General features: G+C 72.8%; 13 protein-coding genes. 4 read left to right on the plus strand and 9 right to left on the minus strand.

All coding sequences use genetic code 11. The features are described 5' to 3' along the window. The first annotated feature begins 346 nt into the window (after window positions 1-346). Window positions 347-943 (plus strand): site-specific integrase, encoded by a 597-nt coding sequence (locus tag ABT342_RS18245; RefSeq protein WP_351574287.1) that lies wholly within the window; start codon window positions 347-349, stop codon window positions 941-943. 160 nt (window positions 944-1,103) lie between these two features. Here ABT342_RS18245 and exaC read toward each other — a convergent pair whose 3' ends face one another. The 4 genes from exaC to xylB form a co-directional block, all read right to left on the minus strand. After that, window positions 1,104-2,627, minus strand: a complete 1,524-nt coding sequence (exaC, locus tag ABT342_RS18250; protein WP_351574290.1) for an acetaldehyde dehydrogenase ExaC — start codon at window positions 2,625-2,627, stop codon at window positions 1,104-1,106. A 246-nt stretch (window positions 2,628-2,873) separates the two neighbouring features. After that, on the minus strand, window positions 2,874-4,154 hold the full coding sequence (locus ABT342_RS18255; protein ID WP_351574607.1) for a GAF domain-containing protein: 1,281 nt from the start codon (window positions 4,152-4,154) through the stop codon (window positions 2,874-2,876). An 87-nt stretch (window positions 4,155-4,241) separates the two neighbouring features. Further along, window positions 4,242-5,432 carry an ROK family protein gene (locus tag ABT342_RS18260; protein ID WP_351574293.1) on the minus strand — a complete coding sequence of 397 codons (1,191 nt, stop codon included), beginning with the start codon at window positions 5,430-5,432 and terminating at the stop codon, window positions 4,242-4,244. After that, on the minus strand, window positions 5,429-6,952 hold the full coding sequence (gene xylB, locus ABT342_RS18265; protein ID WP_351574296.1) for a xylulokinase: 1,524 nt from the start codon (window positions 6,950-6,952) through the stop codon (window positions 5,429-5,431). The genes ABT342_RS18260 and xylB overlap by 4 nt, the downstream gene beginning before the upstream one ends. 149 nt (window positions 6,953-7,101) lie before the next feature. On the opposite strand from xylB, the gene xylA reads away from it, so the two are divergent. Next, window positions 7,102-8,265 carry a xylose isomerase gene (gene xylA / locus ABT342_RS18270; RefSeq protein WP_351574299.1) on the plus strand — a complete coding sequence of 388 codons (1,164 nt, stop codon included), beginning with the start codon at window positions 7,102-7,104 and terminating at the stop codon, window positions 8,263-8,265. A gap of 49 nt (window positions 8,266-8,314) precedes the next feature. Here xylA and ABT342_RS18275 read toward each other — a convergent pair whose 3' ends face one another. Both ABT342_RS18275 and ABT342_RS18280 read right to left on the minus strand, forming a co-directional pair. Further along, window positions 8,315-9,748 (minus strand): SWIM zinc finger family protein, encoded by a 1,434-nt coding sequence (locus ABT342_RS18275; protein ID WP_351574302.1) that lies wholly within the window; start codon window positions 9,746-9,748, stop codon window positions 8,315-8,317. Next, on the minus strand, window positions 9,745-12,690 hold the full coding sequence (locus ABT342_RS18280) for an SCO1167/SCO6262 family helicase (protein ID WP_351574610.1): 2,946 nt from the start codon (window positions 12,688-12,690) through the stop codon (window positions 9,745-9,747). The genes ABT342_RS18275 and ABT342_RS18280 overlap by 4 nt, the downstream gene beginning before the upstream one ends. 350 nt (window positions 12,691-13,040) lie before the next feature. Between ABT342_RS18280 and ABT342_RS18285 the strand changes: the two genes are divergently transcribed. Together ABT342_RS18285 and ABT342_RS18290 are read left to right on the plus strand one after the other, a co-directional pair. Next, on the plus strand, window positions 13,041-14,261 hold the full coding sequence (locus ABT342_RS18285) for an acyl-CoA desaturase (protein ID WP_351574304.1): 1,221 nt from the start codon (window positions 13,041-13,043) through the stop codon (window positions 14,259-14,261). 73 nt (window positions 14,262-14,334) lie between these two features. Continuing rightward, a complete protein-coding gene (locus ABT342_RS18290) occupies window positions 14,335-14,517 on the plus strand; it encodes a tail-anchor membrane protein (protein ID WP_351574307.1) in 183 nt (60 codons plus the stop codon). A gap of 94 nt (window positions 14,518-14,611) precedes the next feature. Here the strand turns inward: ABT342_RS18290 and ABT342_RS18295 are convergent, their stop codons facing one another. The 3 genes from ABT342_RS18295 to ABT342_RS18305 all read right to left on the minus strand — a co-directional run bounded on the left by ABT342_RS18295 (window position 14,612) and on the right by ABT342_RS18305 (window position 16,787). Further along, window positions 14,612-15,418: a hypothetical protein gene (locus ABT342_RS18295; protein WP_351574310.1), complete on the minus strand. Its 807-nt coding sequence runs from the start codon at window positions 15,416-15,418 to the stop codon at window positions 14,612-14,614. Between the two features lie 248 nt (window positions 15,419-15,666). Continuing rightward, window positions 15,667-15,990 (minus strand): hypothetical protein, encoded by a 324-nt coding sequence (locus ABT342_RS18300; RefSeq protein WP_351574313.1) that lies wholly within the window; start codon window positions 15,988-15,990, stop codon window positions 15,667-15,669. Window positions 15,991-16,187: 197 nt separating this feature from the next. Beyond that, entirely contained in the window at window positions 16,188-16,787 is a 600-nt protein-coding gene (locus ABT342_RS18305; protein WP_351574316.1) for a class I SAM-dependent methyltransferase, read from the minus strand. Window positions 16,788-16,851: the final 64 nt, after the last annotated feature.

Here is a 16,851-nt window from a genome sequence, read left to right on the forward strand (position 1 = left end):
GCCACCACTGGGCTGGAACCCCACAGCCACACCCGGCATCCCTGGGTCTCCCGATCCTACGAGTGACCGGAAACAACCCACCAACAACGTAAGGAACCCCAGCAGGTGCAGTAGCTGCGGAGCCGACGCAGCAAGGGGACAGGGCAGCCGGCCGAGGCACGGCGGGCCCTGCCCCCGCCCCGCGCGCGGGGAGTGGTCGACCCCTGCTGACATCTCCCAGGTGTGAACGGAGTATGACCCCGGGTACGCACGCCGCACCCGGGACAACCTGCCCGAGAAACGACAGCCGGGACCACTCGAGTGAGAGTGGTCCCAGCTGTCCCATCTCGAGGCGTTCTTCGGCTGCATGTACTTCGCGGCCATGCGGCCGGCCGAGGTGATCCACCTCCGTCTCGAGCAGTGCCACCTGCCCGAAACGGGCTGGGGCATGCTCAATCTGACGGGCGGCGTCGTCACCGCGGGCAAGGACTGGACGGACGACGGTGAGGTCTACGAAGTCCACTCGCTCAAGCGCCGAGCCGCGACGGCTACCCGACCTGTGCCCATTCCTCCGCAGTTCGTCCGCGTCCTACGGGTCCACGTGGAGCGATTCGGTGTCGCCCCGGACGGGCGGCTGTTCCAGAACCAGGCAGGCAACTACGTGGAGGCGGCGGCGTACGGGATCACCCGGTCGAGGGCGCGGGAGTATGTCCTGACCCGCACGGAACTCGCGGCCGGTCTGGCGAAGCGGCCCTACGACCTCCGGCATGCCGGGATCTCGTTCTGGCTCCATTCGGGTGTCGACCCTGCCGAGTGCGCTCGGCGGGCCGGTCACAGCATCCACGTCCTGTTCAAGTACTACGCCAAGTTCCTCGATGGCGTTCAGGAGCAGGCCAACCGCCTCATCGAACAGTCGATGGAGGAGTGGGGTCGCGTCAGCAATGGCGTGCCACCCACCCCGTGAGCTCGGTTTGGTCCGTGACTGGTCCGGAACAGCCGGTCTGGAGTGGGAGAGACGCGGGAGGAACTGGGAGGAACAGGAAAACCCGATGTCCGCCACGAGCGGGCCGAGCCAACGGCGCCTGACGGGCAAAAGCCCAGGTCAGGCGCCGTTTGTCGTGCCGCTAGAAGAAGCCGAGCTTCTTCGGCGAGTACGAGACGAGGAGATTCTTCGTCTGCTGGTAGTGGTCCAGCATCATCTTGTGGGTCTCGCGGCCGATCCCGGACTGCTTGTAGCCGCCGAACGCCGCATGCGCCGGATACGCGTGGTAGCAGTTCGTCCACACACGGCCCGCCTGGATGGCGCGGCCCGCGCGGTACGCCTGGTTGACGTCCCGGGTCCACACCCCGGCCCCCAGCCCGTACAGCGTGTCATTGGCCGTACGGATCGCGTCGTCGAAGTCCGTGAACGACGTCACCGCGACGACCGGGCCGAAGATCTCCTCCTGGAAGATCCGCATCCGGTTGTCGCCCTCGAAGACCGTCGGCTGGACGTAGTAGCCGCCGGCCAGCTCGCCGTCGTACTCGATCCGCTGACCGCCGGTCAGGATCTTCGCGCCCTCCTGCTGCCCGATGTCCAGGTACGAAAGGATCTTCTGCAGCTGGTCGTTGGACGCCTGCGCGCCGATCATCGTGTCCGTGTCCAGGGGGTGACCGGGCACGATCGCCTCGGTCCTGGCGATTCCGGCGTCCAGGAACTCGCTGTAGTGGCCGCGCTGGATCAGGGCCCGTGAGGGACAGGTGCACACCTCGCCCTGGTTGAGGGCGAACATCGTGAAGCCTTCGAGCGCCTTGTCGCGGAGCTGGTCGTCCGCGGCCCAGATGTCGTCGAAGAAGATGTTCGGCGACTTGCCGCCCAGTTCCAGCGTCACCGGCTTGATGTTCTCCGAGGCGTACTGCATGATCAGCCGCCCCGTCGTGGTCTCCCCGGTGAACGCGATCTTCGCGACGCGCGGGCTCGACGCGAGCGGCTTGCCCGCCTCCACACCGAAGCCGTTGACGATGTTCACGACGCCCGGCGGCAGCAGATCCGCGACCAGGCTCATCCAGACGTGCACCGAAGCCGGCGTCTGCTCGGCGGGCTTGAGGACGACCGCGTTGCCCGCCGCCAGCGCCGGTGCGAGCTTCCACACCGCCATCAGGATCGGGAAGTTCCACGGGATGATCTGCGCCACGACACCGAGCGGTTCGTGGAAGTGGTACGCGACGGTGTCGTCGTCGAGCTCGCTGAGCGAACCCTCCTGGGCGCGCAGCGCCCCCGCGAAGTAGCGGAAGTGGTCGATCGCGAGCGGGATGTCGGCGGCGAGCGTCTCGCGGACCGGCTTGCCGTTCTCCCAGCTCTCCGCGACCGCCAGTTCCTCCAGATGTGTCTCCATCCGGTCCGCGATCCTCAGCAGGATGTTCGCCCGTGCGTCCGGCGACGTACGCCCCCACGCGGGCGCCGCCGCGTGTGCCGCGTCCAGCGCCTTCTCCACGTCCTCGGCGGTGCCGCGGGCGATCTCGGTGAACGGCTTGCCGTTGACGGGGCTCGGGTTCTCGAAGTACTGCCCACGGGCCGGCGCGACGTACTCCCCGCCGATCCAGTGGTCGTAGCGGGACGCGTACGTGACGATGGCGCCGTCCGTGCCGGGCGCTGCGTAACGGGTCATCTCGGAGGCCTCCCGGGGTCGTCGCCGCCCGCCGTCGGACGGCGTTCGACGCCGAACCTAGGGAGCCGCACGTTGCAACCACGTTGCGGTGGGGCGGGCCGGTGTCCGCCCCGGTCCGGGGACACCGGCGCCGCCGGGCCAGGCCGGCCGGCTGGTCCCGGGCGGTCCTCGCCGCCCCTTGCGGCGATGTGTCGGGACCGGTGCGGCCCGGGGTGGCCGCTCCGGGACCGGCCCCACCGGCCGCCCCTACAAAGCCCCGAGCCCGCCCCGCGGTCCCGCCCCGTACTCGCGGTCCAGGTCCCGTACCCGCGCCCGCGCCGCCGCCCCCCGCCCCTTCGGCAGCACGGAGGCCAGCGCCGCCCACACCGGCAGGTCGTCCTCGCCCCACGGGCTGTACGCCCACTCCGACAGCAGCCCGGGGTCGGCCCGGGCGATCAGCGCGGCCCGCAGCTGGTCCTCCAGGCGGCGGCGCAGCCGTACGACACCCGGCGCGGGCGAACCCGGCAGCAGCGGGCCCCCGTACGCGCTGAGCGCCGCCGCGACCGCTCCCGAGCCGAGGCGGCGGGCCACCGTGTCGAAGTCCGCGTCGACCGGGGCCGCGAGCCGGTACGGCCGCGACAACAGCAGCTGCGGGCCCAGCAGGCCGCGCAGCCGGGACAGTTCGGCCCGCAGCGTGACCGGGGTGACCTGCTCGTCCTCGTACAGCTCCAGCAGCAGCTCGTCGCCGCCGATCCCCTCCGGGCGCCGGGCCAGCAGCACCAGGAGCTCGCTGTGCCGACGGCTCAGGCGCACCTTCCTGCCGTCCACGACCAGCAGCGCCTCACCCCGGCCCAGCGCCGTCAGCTGCAGACCGCCGCCCGTCGGAGGTGGCGCCAGCAGCGCCAGCTGCGATTCGGCAGCCCGCGCCACCGCCCCCACGAACGCCAGGCTGTGCGGATGGGCCAGCCCGTCCCCGCCGGTGATGTCCACCGCGCCCAGCAGCCGCCCGCTGCGCGGATCGTGGACGGGCGCGGCCGCGCAGGTCCACTCCTGCACCGGCCGCCGGAAGTGCTCGGCAGCGAACACCTGCACCGGACGGCCGACCGCGATCGCCGTCCCCGGCGCGTTCGTACCAGCCACCGACTCGGCCCAGCGGGCGCCTTCGACGAAGTTCATCCCCCCGGCCCGGCGCAGCGCCCGCGGATGCCCCTCCACCCACAGCAGCCGCCCGTGCGCGTCGCACACCGCGATGAGGTGTTCGCCGTCCACGGCGTAGCCACCCATGAGTTCCCGGATCACCGGCATCACCCGCGACAGCGGATGCTCCTCCCGGTACGCCCCGAGCTCCTCCTCGCAGAGCTCCACGCACGCCGCGCCGTCCGGGGCGACCCGCGCCTTCGCGCACCGCCGCCAGGAGTCGGCCACGACGGGCCGGACCGTCCCCCGCACCCGGCCCGCCGTCGCGAACTCCTCGTACGCCCCGCGCAGCACCGCGCCGCGCTCCACCGGATCGCTCCCGGCCTCCAGCGCCACCCACGCGTCCGTCAACTCGGCCTCCCGTTGCTGACTGCGTCCGGCGCCCATCGTCGTGCCGCCCGGCATCCCCCACAAGGGTCACGGACCGGCCACGGTGCGTCACATGCCGGCCGTCGCACAGGAGAAGGGGTCGTCCAGCACCGCACGCACCACCGAATGCGCCGCACCCAGCAGCGGCCCCTGTGAACCCAGCCGCGACACGGTCAGCGCCGGGCGCGCCGGATCGGCCGTACGGCGTGTCAACTCCCGTTCCAGGCTGGGCAGCAGCCAGGGCGAGAGCCTGGACAGCGCGCCGCCGAGCACCACCGTGTGCGGGTCGAGGAGGTTCACCGCACCGGCGAGCGCGATCCCGAGCGCGGCGCCCGCCCCGCGCAGCGCCCGGCGCACCTCACGGTCCCCGGCGGCGGCCCGTTCGGCCAGCAGCTCGATGGGCCGGTCCGTCGTGGCGAGCCCCGCCGCGCGCAGCACCGCCTCCTCGCCCGCGTACTGCTCCAGACATCCCCGCCCGCCGCACGGGCACCGGGGGCCTTCGGGCCGCACCGGGACGTGACCCAGCTCGCCCGCGTACCCGTGCGTGCCCCGCAACAGCCTGCCGTCCACGACCACGGCCGCGCCGATGCCTATCTCGGCCGAGACATGGATGAAGTCGCGCGGTGCCGGATCGCCGCCGATCCACAGCTCGGCCAGCGCACCCAGGTTGGCCTCGTTGTCGACGGTCAGCCGCGGCCCGTACGGCAGGAAGGCGCCCAGATCGACGTCCCACCAGTCCAGGTTGGGCGCCCGGACGACGGTGTGGGTGTCACGGGCCACGAGACCGGGTACGGCCACCGCGACTCCCGCCGGGCGCAGTCCCTCGCCGCGTACGGCGTCGGCGACCTGGCGTACGAGCGCGGCCAGTTCCTCGAGGACCGGCTCGGGAGGCCGGCCCCGGTTGTCGGCGACCGACGTCGCCCGCGCCCGTACCTTCCCGCGCAGATCCACCGCGGCGACCGCGAGATGGTCGACGCCCACCTCGGCGCCGATACCGACCGGGCCGCGGTCGCTGAGGGTCAGCGCGCTTCCGGGACGGCCGACGGCGCCGGACTGTTCGCGGCCCAGCTCCACCAGCAGTCCGCCCCGGGCGAGTTCGTCCACGAGCGAGGAGATCGCCGCCCTGGTCAGGCCGATCCGGCCGGCGACGGCCGCGCGGGAGAGCGGACCCTCGGCGGCGACGGCGTGCAGGACGAGGGAGAGATTGCGGCGGCGGATGCCCTGCTGGGTGTGGGGGAGTCCGGTGAAGCGCGCGGTCATGGGCGCTGCTCCTGCCCCTGCGTCGTCGGTAGGTCTCGCTGCCTCAGCAGTACGTCGCCATCGGCGAGGACGGCGCCGATACGGTCCAGCGCGGCCCCGTCCACCGGGATCGGATCGTACGCCGGGCCGTCGGCCGTGCCCCAGCGCCGGGCGACTTCGGCCGGATCCTCGCCGGTGAGCACCCCGGCGGCCTGCGCGGCCGCACCGAGCGCGACGAGCTCGCGGGCGGCCGGCACCTGGACCGCCCGGCCGGAGAGCCTGCGGACGGTCTCGCGCCACGCGGCGCCGCGCGCGCCGCCGCCGATGAGCAGCAGGGGAGCGTCCCGGCCGGTGCGGTCGCCCCCGGGCGGCACCGTTGGCGGCACGGCCGGCAGAACCGGTGGCAGCACCTTGCCGAGCGCCGAGAGCAGCGCGTACACGGCGCCGTCGTACGCCGCCTGCAGCAGCCGTCCGGGAGTCGAGTCGTGCCGCAGTCCGTACAACAGGCCCGAGGCGTACGGCAGATGCGGCGTGCGCTCACCGTCCAGGAACGGCAGCAGCACCTCCCGGCCACCCGGCTCGACCGCCTCCCGGTCGAGCCCGAGCAGGGCGGCGACCCGGTCGACGGCCTGCGTGCAGTTCAGGGTGCAGGCGAGCGGCAGCCATGCGCCGCGCGCATCGGCGAAACCGGACACGATGCCGGTGGGGTCGGCCGACGGATGCGGCGACGTCGTGTACACCGTGCCCGAGGTCCCGAGGCTCAGCACCGGCTGACCGGCGGTGAGCCCCAGCCCGAGCGCCGCGGCCGCGTTGTCCCCGGTCCCCGGGGCCACCAGCGCGCCCGAAGGCAGCGGGAGACCGGGCAGGTCACGGACCGTACCGGCCGCCTCGAAGGGGTCGACGACCTCGGGCAGCAGCGCGGGGGAGAGGCCGGCGAGCGCGAGGATCTCCACGTCGTACGCGCCGGTCGCGGGCGTCCACCAGCCCGTGCCCGACACATCGCCGCGGTCCGTGACGGCGCGGCCGGTGAGCCGCTCGGTCAGGAAGTCGTGGGGGAGTCGCACCGCGCGGGCGGCCGCGGCCGCCTCCGGTTCGTGCTCGCGCAGCCACGCCCACTTGGTGACGGTGAACGCGGGGCCGGGGAGGCTTCCGGTGCGCTCGGCCCACACCTTCGGCCCGCCGAGGCGTTCGATCAGCCGCTCGCCCTGGGGCGCCGACCGTACGTCGTTCCACAGCATCGCCGCACGCACCGGGCGGCCCCGCGCGTCCAGCGCGACCAGTCCGTGCTGCTGGCCCGCGACGGCGATCGCGGCGGCGCGGCGGGCCGACGTGCCGCACTGGCCGAGGGCGTCCACCAGCGCCCGCCACCACTCCTCCGGGTCGCTCTCCCGGGCACCGTCCTCGCCCGTGACGGTGTGCGGGGCCCGGCCGTTCGCCACGACCTCGCCCGTGGTGACATCGACGACCAGCACCTTCGTCGACTGCGTGGAACTGTCCACGCCGACGACGAGCGGGCCTTCGGGTGCAGCAGTCACCGGCATTCTCCGTTCCCGTGCCTTCGCGAGGACTTCCGTGCCTTCCCCCCTCGGACTCCCATGCCTTCCCGCAGACGTCCCCGGATACTAATTTGTTAACGCCGATGACGAAATGGCCGAGGCGAAGGCGGACACGGGCGAAGGCGGACACGTTCATGAGCTACCGGCCCACCCCCGACGACAGGTTCAGCTTCGGTCTGTGGACCGTGGGCTGGCAGGGCAGGGACCCGTTCGGAGAGGCGACCAGGCCCGCGCTGGACCCGGTCGAGTCCGTGCGGAGACTGGCCGGCCTCGGTGCGTACGGCGTGACGTTCCACGACGACGACCTGATCCCCTTCGGCGCGAGCGAGGCGGAACGAGAGGCGCGCGTGAAGCGCTTCCGGCAGGCGCTGGACGAGACCGGGCTGGTCGTGCCCATGGCCACGACCAACCTCTTCACCCACCCCGTCTTCAAGGACGGCGCCTTCACCGCGAACGACCGCGACGTGCGGCGGTACGCGCTCCGCAAGACGGTGCGCAACATCGACCTGGCCGCGGAGCTCGGCGCCCGGGTGTACGTGGCCTGGGGAGGGCGGGAGGGCGCGGAATCGGGCGCGGCGAAGGACATCCGCAGCGCGCTGGACCGTATGAAGGAAGCCTTCGATCTGCTGGGGGAGTACGTCGTGGCGCAGGGCCACGACCTGTGCTTCGCGATCGAGCCCAAGCCGAACGAGCCGCGCGGCGACATCCTGCTGCCGACCGTCGGGCACGCCCTCGCCTTCATCGAACGGCTGGAGCGGCCCGAGCTGTACGGCGTCAACCCCGAGGTCGGCCACGAGCAGATGGCCGGGCTGAACTTCCCGCACTCCATCGCCCAGGCGCTGTGGGCGGGCAAGCTCTTCCACATCGACCTCAACGGGCAGAACGGCATCAAGTACGACCAGGACCTGCGCTTCGGCGCGGGCGATCTGCGCGCCGCGTTCTGGCTCGTCGACCTGCTGGAGACCGCGGGCTACGAAGGCCCGCGGCACTTCGACTTCAAGCCGCCGAGGACGGAGGACTTCGACGGCGTGTGGGCGTCGGCGGCGGGCTGCATGCGCAACTACCTGATCCTCAAGGAGCGGGCGGCGGCCTTCAGAGCGGACCCGGCGGTGGCGGAGGCCCTCCGGGACTCCCGCCTCGACCAACTCGCCCGCCCCACGGCCGAGGACGGCCTGTCCGCCCTCCTCGCCGACCGCGCCGCGTACGAGGACTTCGACGTGGACGCCGCCGCGCGGCGCGGCATGGCCTTCGAACGGCTCGACCAACTGGCGATGGACCACTTGCTGTCGGCGCGGTAGCCCTCAGGGCGGGGGCCTGGCCTACCCCCGCCCTGTGGAGGTGTGACCGCTACGACTCCGCCGACAGGCCCGCCGGTGCCGGTGCCGGTGCCGGTGCCGTTGCCGTTGCTTGTGCTTGTGCCGGATCCGCGGCGCCCGAACCCGCAAGCAGGCCCGCCAGTGCCGATGCCGGATCCGCCGCCCCCGACCCCGCCGGTACCCATCGGCCGCGCTCCTTCAGGTACGGCCACCACCGGCCGTCCCGCCCCACCCGCAGCTGCGCGTCCGCGCCCACGACCGTCCACCGCGCCACACCGTTCGCCCGCAGCCGTGGCCGTTCGCCCTCGTCCCAGTCCTCGGCCAGCTGCGCCCGGGCCCGGGCGAGAACGTCGTCGTCCGGCGTCACGTCGTCGTCCTCCAGGACCGCGAGCGCCGCCGCCCCGCCGTACTGCCACGCCCGCATCGCGAGGTCCATGTCCGCGCGCCCCCGCCCGGAACCGGCCGCGAGTCGCGCCACGACGGACGTGACGGACGAGGAGGCGGTGGTCGACGTGGTGGTCGTGGCTGTTGCCGCAGGGGACACCGCCGAGGCCAGCCGTACCGCGTCCTGTCGTACAGCCAGGTCCTGTTCGACGGGCTGCCGCTCATGCCCGGCGGCCAGCGCCTCCGCCAGCATCCGTCGCGCCCGCCGGGCCGCGTCCGCCGCGAGGAGTTCCAGCGCGTCGGTGTCGACGCCCGGAGCCGGTTCGCTCCCGGTGTCCAGCGACGGCGGAACCCGCGGCTCCGCCGGCAGCGGCGGCGCCTGCGGAAGCGGAGGAAGGATGTCCGCCGCGGCGAACGCCTCGTCCGCGCGTACCCCCTCCAGCGCCCGCGGAGCCCGCGCCGCGCTCCTCTCCTGCAGTTCGTCGAGCAGCTCCCGCTCCCCGCGCCCCCGCATGAGCAGCAGCACGAACGGGTCCTGGTCCAGCAGCCGCGCCACCTGGTAACAGAGCGCTGCCGTATGCGGGCACAGGTCCCAGGCCTCGCAGGTGCACTCGGGATCCAGGTCCCCGATGCCCGGCAGCAGTTCGACCCCGGCGTCCGCCGCGTCCTCCACCAGGTGCGGCGGCATCTCCCGGTCCAGCAGCGCCGCGATGTGCCCCGCCCGGTCGACCGCCATGTCCAGGAACCGGTCCCACTCCTCCGCGGTCAGCTCCTGCAGCAGCACATCGCCGCGGTACGCCGTACCGTCCCGGTCGTGTACGACCGCGGTGATACGCCCCGGCCGTACCGAAACCGCCCCGACCGCGCCCTCCCACGCGTGCTTACGGCCCTTCTTCAGCTGTTGGGAATCCAGCGCCGTGTCCTCCAGCGCCTTCAGCCATGCCCGCCCCCACCAGGTCTGCGCGAACCCGCGGCCCCGGGTGGGCGGCAGTGCGGCGAACGTCCGCTCGTCCTCGTACGCACCGTTCTGGCCGTACGCGCCGTTCTCGCCGTGTTCGTCGTGCCCGTCCGGACCCGTCATCGTGCGCCCCCTCGCAGTTCCACCAGCTCCGCCAGTTCGGCGTCGCCCAGTTCGGTCAGTGCGGCCTCGCCCGCTTCGCCCAGCACCGCGTCCGCCAGCTCGCGCTTGCGCGCCAGCATGCCGGCGATACGGTCCTCGATCGTGCCCTCCGCGATCAGCCGGTGGACCTGGACGGGCTGGGTCTGGCCGATCCGGTACGCCCGGTCGGTGGCCTGGGCCTCGACGGCGGGGTTCCACCAGCGGTCGTAGTGCACGACGTGCCCCGCCCTGGTCAGATTCAGCCCGGTGCCCGCCGCCTTCAACGACAGCAGGAACACCGGAACCTCACCGTCCTGGAAGCGCCCGACCATCGCCTCCCGCTCGGCGACAGGCGTGCCGCCGTGCAGGAACTGCGTGCGCACCCCACGCGCCGCCAGATGCCGCTCCAGCAGCCGTGCCATCTGCACGTACTGCGTGAAGACGAGGACGCTCGCGTCCTCCGCGAGGATCGTGTCGAGGAGCTCGTCCAGCAGCTCCAGCTTCCCCGAACGGTCCGCGATCCGTGGCTGCTCCTCCTTCAGGTACTGCGCCGGGTGGTTGCAGATCTGCTTCAGCGCGGTCAGCAGCTTCACGACCAGGCCGCGCCGCTCCATCCCGTCGGCCTCGGAGATCGCCGCGAGCGTCTCGCGTACGACCGCCTCGTACAGCCCCGCCTGTTCCACGGTGAGGGAGACCGCACGGTCGGTCTCGGTCTTCGGCGGCAGTTCGGGCGCGATGCCCGGGTCCGACTTGCGGCGGCGCAGCAGGAACGGCCGTACGAGCGCGGCCAGTCGCGCGGCCGCCGCCGGATCGCCGCCCTCCACCGCCTGCGCATAGCGCGTGCGGAACGTACCGAGCCGGCCGAGCAGCCCCGGTGTCGTCCAGTCCAGGACCGCCCACAGCTCGGACAGGTTGTTCTCGACCGGCGTGCCGGTGAGGGCGACCCGCGCCTTCGCGCCGATCGTGCGCAGCTGCTTCGCGGTCGCCGAGTACGGGTTCTTCACGTGCTGCGCCTCGTCGGCGACGACCATGCCCCAGCCCGCCGTTGCCAGGGTGGCGGCATCGAGGCGCATGGTGCCGTACGTGGTCAGCACGAACTCGCCGTCCGCCAGCGACTCCAGGCTGCGGTTCGCTCCGTGGAAGCGGCGTACCGGCGTGCCCGGCGCGAACTTCTCGATCTCGCGCTGCCAGTTGCCCATCAGGGAGGTCGGGCAGACGACGAGGGTGGGGCCCGCGGCCGACTCGTCGGTCTGACGGTGCAGATGCAGGGCGATGAGGGTGATCGTCTTGCCGAGGCCCATGTCGTCGGCGAGACAGCCGCCGAGACCGAGCGAGGTCATCCGGTGCAGCCAGTTCAGTCCGCGCAGCTGGTAGTCGCGCAGCGTCGCGGCGAGCGTGGCGGGCTGCGCGGTCTCCTGACGGCCGCCCTCCGGGTCGGCGAGCCGTTCGCGCAGCTGCTCCAGCCACCCCGACGCCCGGATCTCGACGCGGCGCCCGTCGATCTCGGTGGATCCGCTCAGTACCGCGCCGAGCGCGTCGATGGGAGCGAGCTCGCCGTCCTTGCTCTCTCGGGCGCGGCGGACCTCCTCGGGGTCGATGAGCACCCACTGGTCGCGCAGCCGCACCACGGGCCGGCTGGCCTCGGCGAGCCGGTCGAGTTCGGCACGGGTGAGCGGGTGGTCGCCCAGCGCGAACGACCAGTTGAAGGAGAGCAGGGCGTCCGCCGACAGGAAGGAGGGCAGGCCGCCGCCTGAGCCGGCCTCCGGTGTCGTCGTCCTGGATGCGCCGTCAGCGTCGCTGTGGGTGCCGTGGGTGCCGTGGGTGCCGTGGGTGCCGTGGGTACCGTCCGCGTCTTTGGCGTCTTTGGCGTCTTTGACGTCGGCAGTGGCGCCGGGCGGGCCGACCACGGCGCTGGCCGTGAGCGTTCGGGCCAGCTCCTTGGGCCAGTGGACCTGGACCCCGGTCGCCGCGAGTGCCCGCCCCGCCGCGCCCGCCAGCTCGATGACCTCGTCGTCGCCGAGGTCGATCGCGTCCGGTACGGCCGCGGACAGCAGCGGGGTCAGAGGCGCCCAGGCGCGTGCGGCACGGCGCAGGGCCAGCAGCGCGTCCATCCGGGCGCGCGGCCCGAAGGCGGTGTCCTGCGCCCCCGCCCACACATCCGCCGCGTCGGCCACGAGCGCAGGATCGCTGACGCTGTGCATCTGCGGCACGGCGCGGAACCCGGACACCTCGGTGCAGTCGTCGCCCGCTCCCACCATTTCGACGCGCAACGACAGCCGTACGCCCGCGTCATGACCTGCTGCCACGTCCTGTGCCCAGGCGCGCGCCTGGGGCAGTTGCCGGGGTTCGTCGGCCGTGAACGCGGCATGTCCGGCGGCGAGCGCGGCGGCCGGCGTGCGGGGCAGTACGTCCGCGACCGCGTCCAGGAATGCCCGGAGCAGCCGCTCTGGTTCGGGCAGCATCAGGGGCTGTGCGGCGGCGTCGAGCGGGACGGCGTGCGCGGTCGGCGGCATCGAGGCCGCGAGCGTACGGACCCGGTCCATGTCCTCCGCGCTCAGTGGCCCGACGCGCCAGGCGTCGTGATCGGACGCGGTGAGGCCGGGCAGCAGCAGCCCGCGCGAGACGAGCTGGAGTGCCAGTACGGCGGCGGTGCCCCAGAACGCCGCGGCGGGGGAGGCGTCGGGGGTCACGCGCGCCCGGGTGAGGACCGTCAGTGCCTCGCGCAGGGGCAGCAGGCGGGCCCGTACGCCGGAGGCACCGACACCGTCGGGGTCCAGGGCGGCCACCGCCAGGTCCGCGACCATGTCGCCGGGGCCGGCGGGCGGCTCGCCGCCGTCGGCGTGCCAGAACGCGATGCGGCCCGCTCGGGGCGGATCAGCGGGCAGGAAGACCACGGAGCAGTGGGTGAGTTGCAGAGCGATGATGTATTCCTCAAATTTGACTACTGCTGACGGAATCGCCGAGGGTACCTCACGCGGCACCCGTCATGGGGGCGTTGTCCAGGTGATCTGCATCACGGACTGGGGTGTCCCAGGCGGGGTGCTGTGTGGGGTTGCCGTGGGGCGGGTGTGTGGGCGGCTGCCGTGGGCGGGCGTGTGGGCTGCCGTGGGGGTGTCGCCAGCACCACCCTGGCCTATGGGTAACCCCCCGGTCCATTCCGGGGGGTGGCGTCATGGTGCCGAGGGGGCACTGATCCGTACGTTTCTTGAGGTCAGAGCATTTTCAGGAGTCGAGCGCGCCGGCCGGCGCGACGGCCGAGAGACCGGAGTACCTCATGGCCCAGGCCACCGCCATCGCCACCGCGCTCGTCGCCGAGCCCGCCCCGCCACCGGGCGCGAGCTCCGGCCGGTCCGGCGGCAGCGACTTCGCGCCTCTCCTGCGGTCCGCCAAGGAGCGGGGTCTCCTCGAACGGCGCTTCGGCTGGTACGCACGCGTCATCACTCTCAACCTGCTCGGGCTGGTGGCCGTGCTCACCGGCCTCGTGCTCAGCGGTCCGTCCTGGTGGGCGGTCCTGTTCGCCGTGCCGCTCGCGCTGCTGTCCGCACGCACCGCCTTCATCGCCCACGACGCGGGGCACGCGCAGATCACCTCGGACCGGCGCGTCAGCCGGGTGCTCCAGCTCTTCCACGCCAACCTGCTGCTCGGCATGAGCCAGGACTGGTGGAACGACAAGCACAACCGTCACCACGCCAATCCCAACCACGTGGACAAGGACCCCGATGTCGCCCCGGACGTCCTGGTCTTCAGCAAGGAGCACGCCGAGGGCCGCACCGGTCTGCGCAGCTGGCTCACCCGTCACCAGGCCTGGCTGTTCTTCCCGTTGACGACACTCGAAGGCATAGCGCTCAAGGTGTACGGCTTCCAGCACGTCTTCCCGCGATCGGGCTCGGGGGCGAGGGCGCGAGCTGGGTCGGGGCCGCGATCGGGCTCGGGCTCGGCCTTGGGCCCGGCCTCGGCCTCAGGGTCGGGGGAGCGTCGGCGAGCCGAGGGACGCGCGGTCGAGGGCGGGCTGCTCATCGCCCACGTCCTCGGTTACGTGACCCTGCTGCTGACCCTCCTCACGCCGCTCCAGGCCCTCGCCTTCGCCCTGCTCCACCAGATGCTGCTGGGTCTCCACCTCGGGATGGCCTTCGCGCCGAACCACAAGGGCATGGAGATGCCCGACCCGAACGGCGGCGAGCGCTGGGGCCATCTCCAGCGACAGGTCCTGACCTCCCGCAATATCCGTGGCGGACCGCTCACGGACTGGTTCCTCGGCGGCCTCAACTACCAGATAGAGCACCATCTCTTCCCCAGCATGCCCCGCCCTCATCTGCGGCTCGTCCAGCCGCTCGTCCGCGCCCACTGCCGGAGGCTCGGCATGCCGTACACGGAGACCGGGCTGATCGAGTCGTATCGGCAGGCCCTCGGCCATATGCACGAGGTCGGCGAGGCCCTGAGGGCGGACACTGAGGGCAAGCGGCGCGACCGGCGCCCGGAGGAAACCGCGGTGTAAGGGAACCGGCGACTGCGCGGGCACGTTCTCTCAGCAGGAAGTGGCGGCCACCGGCCGCGAAGGAGGCCTGGAAATGTCGACAGGTGCGAAGATCGCCATCGGGGGAGTGGCCGTGGGCCTCATCCTGTGGCCACTGATCGGATTCTGGTTGTCGCTGCTGGTGATCGTCGGAGTGCCCGCCGTGGCCTACTTCGCGCTCGACCCGTCACAGCGCCGTCGGCTCCGCCGGATCAACCGCAAGCAGATCGGCCGCTGACGGGTTAGGGGAGTCCACCCGTCCGGGTCGTCCGGCGGACCGTCGAAGGGACGGCGCCGCCGGGCGTTCCCCACCCACCGCGCGGGGGCGCGCCTCAGGACGGGTGGACGGCCATGGACTCCAGCGCCGCCAGCAGGCCGGGCAGCTCGGGCCCGCGCCCCACCGGAAGCACCTCCCCGGGCTCCTCGTCCATCAGGACGAACGCGATGTCGTCGGTCCTGGCCACCAAGGACCAGCCCGGCCCGTCCGCCCGCAGCATCCGGGCCCCGTCCGGGGCGAAACCGGACCGGACCCGGCCGATCGGCGGCGCGTCGTCCACGTAGCCGCGGGCCTCCTTGAGCACCCGCCGCACCCCCTCGTGCGGCTCGGCCCGCTCTTCCTCAGGGGCGTCGGGCTGGACGAAGGTCACACTGTCCGCGACCTGCTGGCGCCAGGTCGCCCACTGCAACGCGACCGCGTCGGCACCCAGCCGACGCTGTGCAGGGCCCCAAGCATCCGTGTCGGGCGGGGTGAGCGGAGCACCGCCACCGTCCTCCTCGTCCGGGTCATGCGGTGCCGGCAGCCCCGGGGCCGAGGTCGCGACGGCGAGCGGCCAGCCGGGCAGCGCGGTGACGACCGACCGGTCGCTGGGGGACAGGTCGTACTCCATCCCGCAGTCCCACGAAGCGATCGCTACAGCCACCAGCGACACGTCGTCGACCACGACCGTCCACCGGGCGCCCTTGCCGTCCTGGCCGAGCACGAGCCCGTACCCCTGCGTGTACGCCTCGAGTCCCAGCGACGCGCACGCCGCCGGGAAATCGTCGCCGAGCACGCTCGGGAACTGCGCGGGCGTCAGCAGGACGGCGGTCAGCACATACAGCGCGTCGTCGTCACCGACGGCGTCGTCCGTCCCAGCCACTGCACCCTCCTGATGCGATCTGATGCGATCGTGCGTCGGCGCACCTTAACCAGTCGGTAACCCACACGTCGAGGGCCTCGCGGCAGGAAACCGGTATGGACTGTTCCGCAATCGGCGCGCACCGGCTGCCCGGCCCGTGCCACCCGCCCGGCCCGTCCGTCCCGGTCCCGTGCTCAGCCGGCGCTCTCGGTCGACGCCGTCAGTCAACGTCGTCGGCCGACGTCCTCAGGTGGCGTCGGCCGACGCCCTCAGGCGGCCTCCTCGGCGGCGGGCAGGCCGAGCAGGCTGCGCGCGACGGATCGCGGGGACTCGTTCCGCTCGCGCGCGAGGGCGATGACCGCCCGGCACGCCAGCTCGCTGACCCCGAACGAGAGCGCTTCGGGGGACACCCAGCCCGACGCCTCGTCGATCCGCTGCTGGTCGTCCTCGGCACACGCCGACACATACTCCGCCGCGGCATCGAACAGGTTGTGCTGCCGCGGCCTGCCGGTCCCGCGCGGTGTCGAGCTCCGGTCGCCGTCGCGGCCGGACGCGAGGAGTCTGCGGACTGCGGCTGTCGCTTTGTCGAACACACTGGCCCCCTTCCCCTGCACGGTCACCCGTCCGGCGTATGCCGCCGGTTGAGCCAGTCTTCCCGCAACCCGGTCCGTAGCCACGCGGTCGGAGCGTCCGGTGCTCTCGCGGTGTCCGCTTCGCCCTCTTCATTCACTTCGTGTCCCAAATAATCTTCCTACGTGCGGGGAGCCGCCGAGGCAGCGGCCGTACGACGTCACCTGCCGCGCACGGCCAGGGCCAGGAAGCGGGTGTCCTCGTCGGTGTACGAGACCAGTTCCCAGCCCGACTCGGCCAGCAGCGGCCGGAGATTGGGCTCGGCGCGCAGATCGTCCTGGGCGATCTGCCGGCCGTGGCGGGCGGCCAGCGCGGCCCGCCCGATCGGATGGAAGAGCGCCAGCTGTCCACCCGGTCGCACCACACGTGCCAATTCGCGCAGGTTCTCGGCGGGCTGCGGCAGGTGCGCGATGAGACCGGCCGCGAACACCGCGTCCAGCGCCCCGGACCGCATCGGCAGCCGTGCCACATCGGCGAGCAGCAGCGTGCCCGCGCGGTCCCGCCCCGCGCGGGCCGCCGCATCCAGCATCTCCTGCGTCAGATCGGCCCCGAAGACCGTGCCCGCGGGCCCCACGGCTTCCCGTAGCGCGGGCAGCGCGCGACCGGTGCCGCAGCCCGCGTCCAGCACGGTGTCACCGGGGCGCAGCGCCAGCGTGGCGACGCCCGCGGCGTAGGCCGGACCGTCGTCGGGGAACCGTGCGTCCCAGTCCGCCGCCCGTGCGCCGAAGAACTCTTGTACGTGCGTGTGGTCGTTGTTCATGCACACATGATCCCGCAGGCTTCACCCGGCAGCCGGTCCATCAGGCAGACGTGCGGCGCACATG

It is taken from the genome of Streptomyces sp. NPDC000410, from assembly GCF_040300305.1.
Taxonomy (GTDB): domain Bacteria; phylum Actinomycetota; class Actinomycetes; order Streptomycetales; family Streptomycetaceae; genus Streptomyces.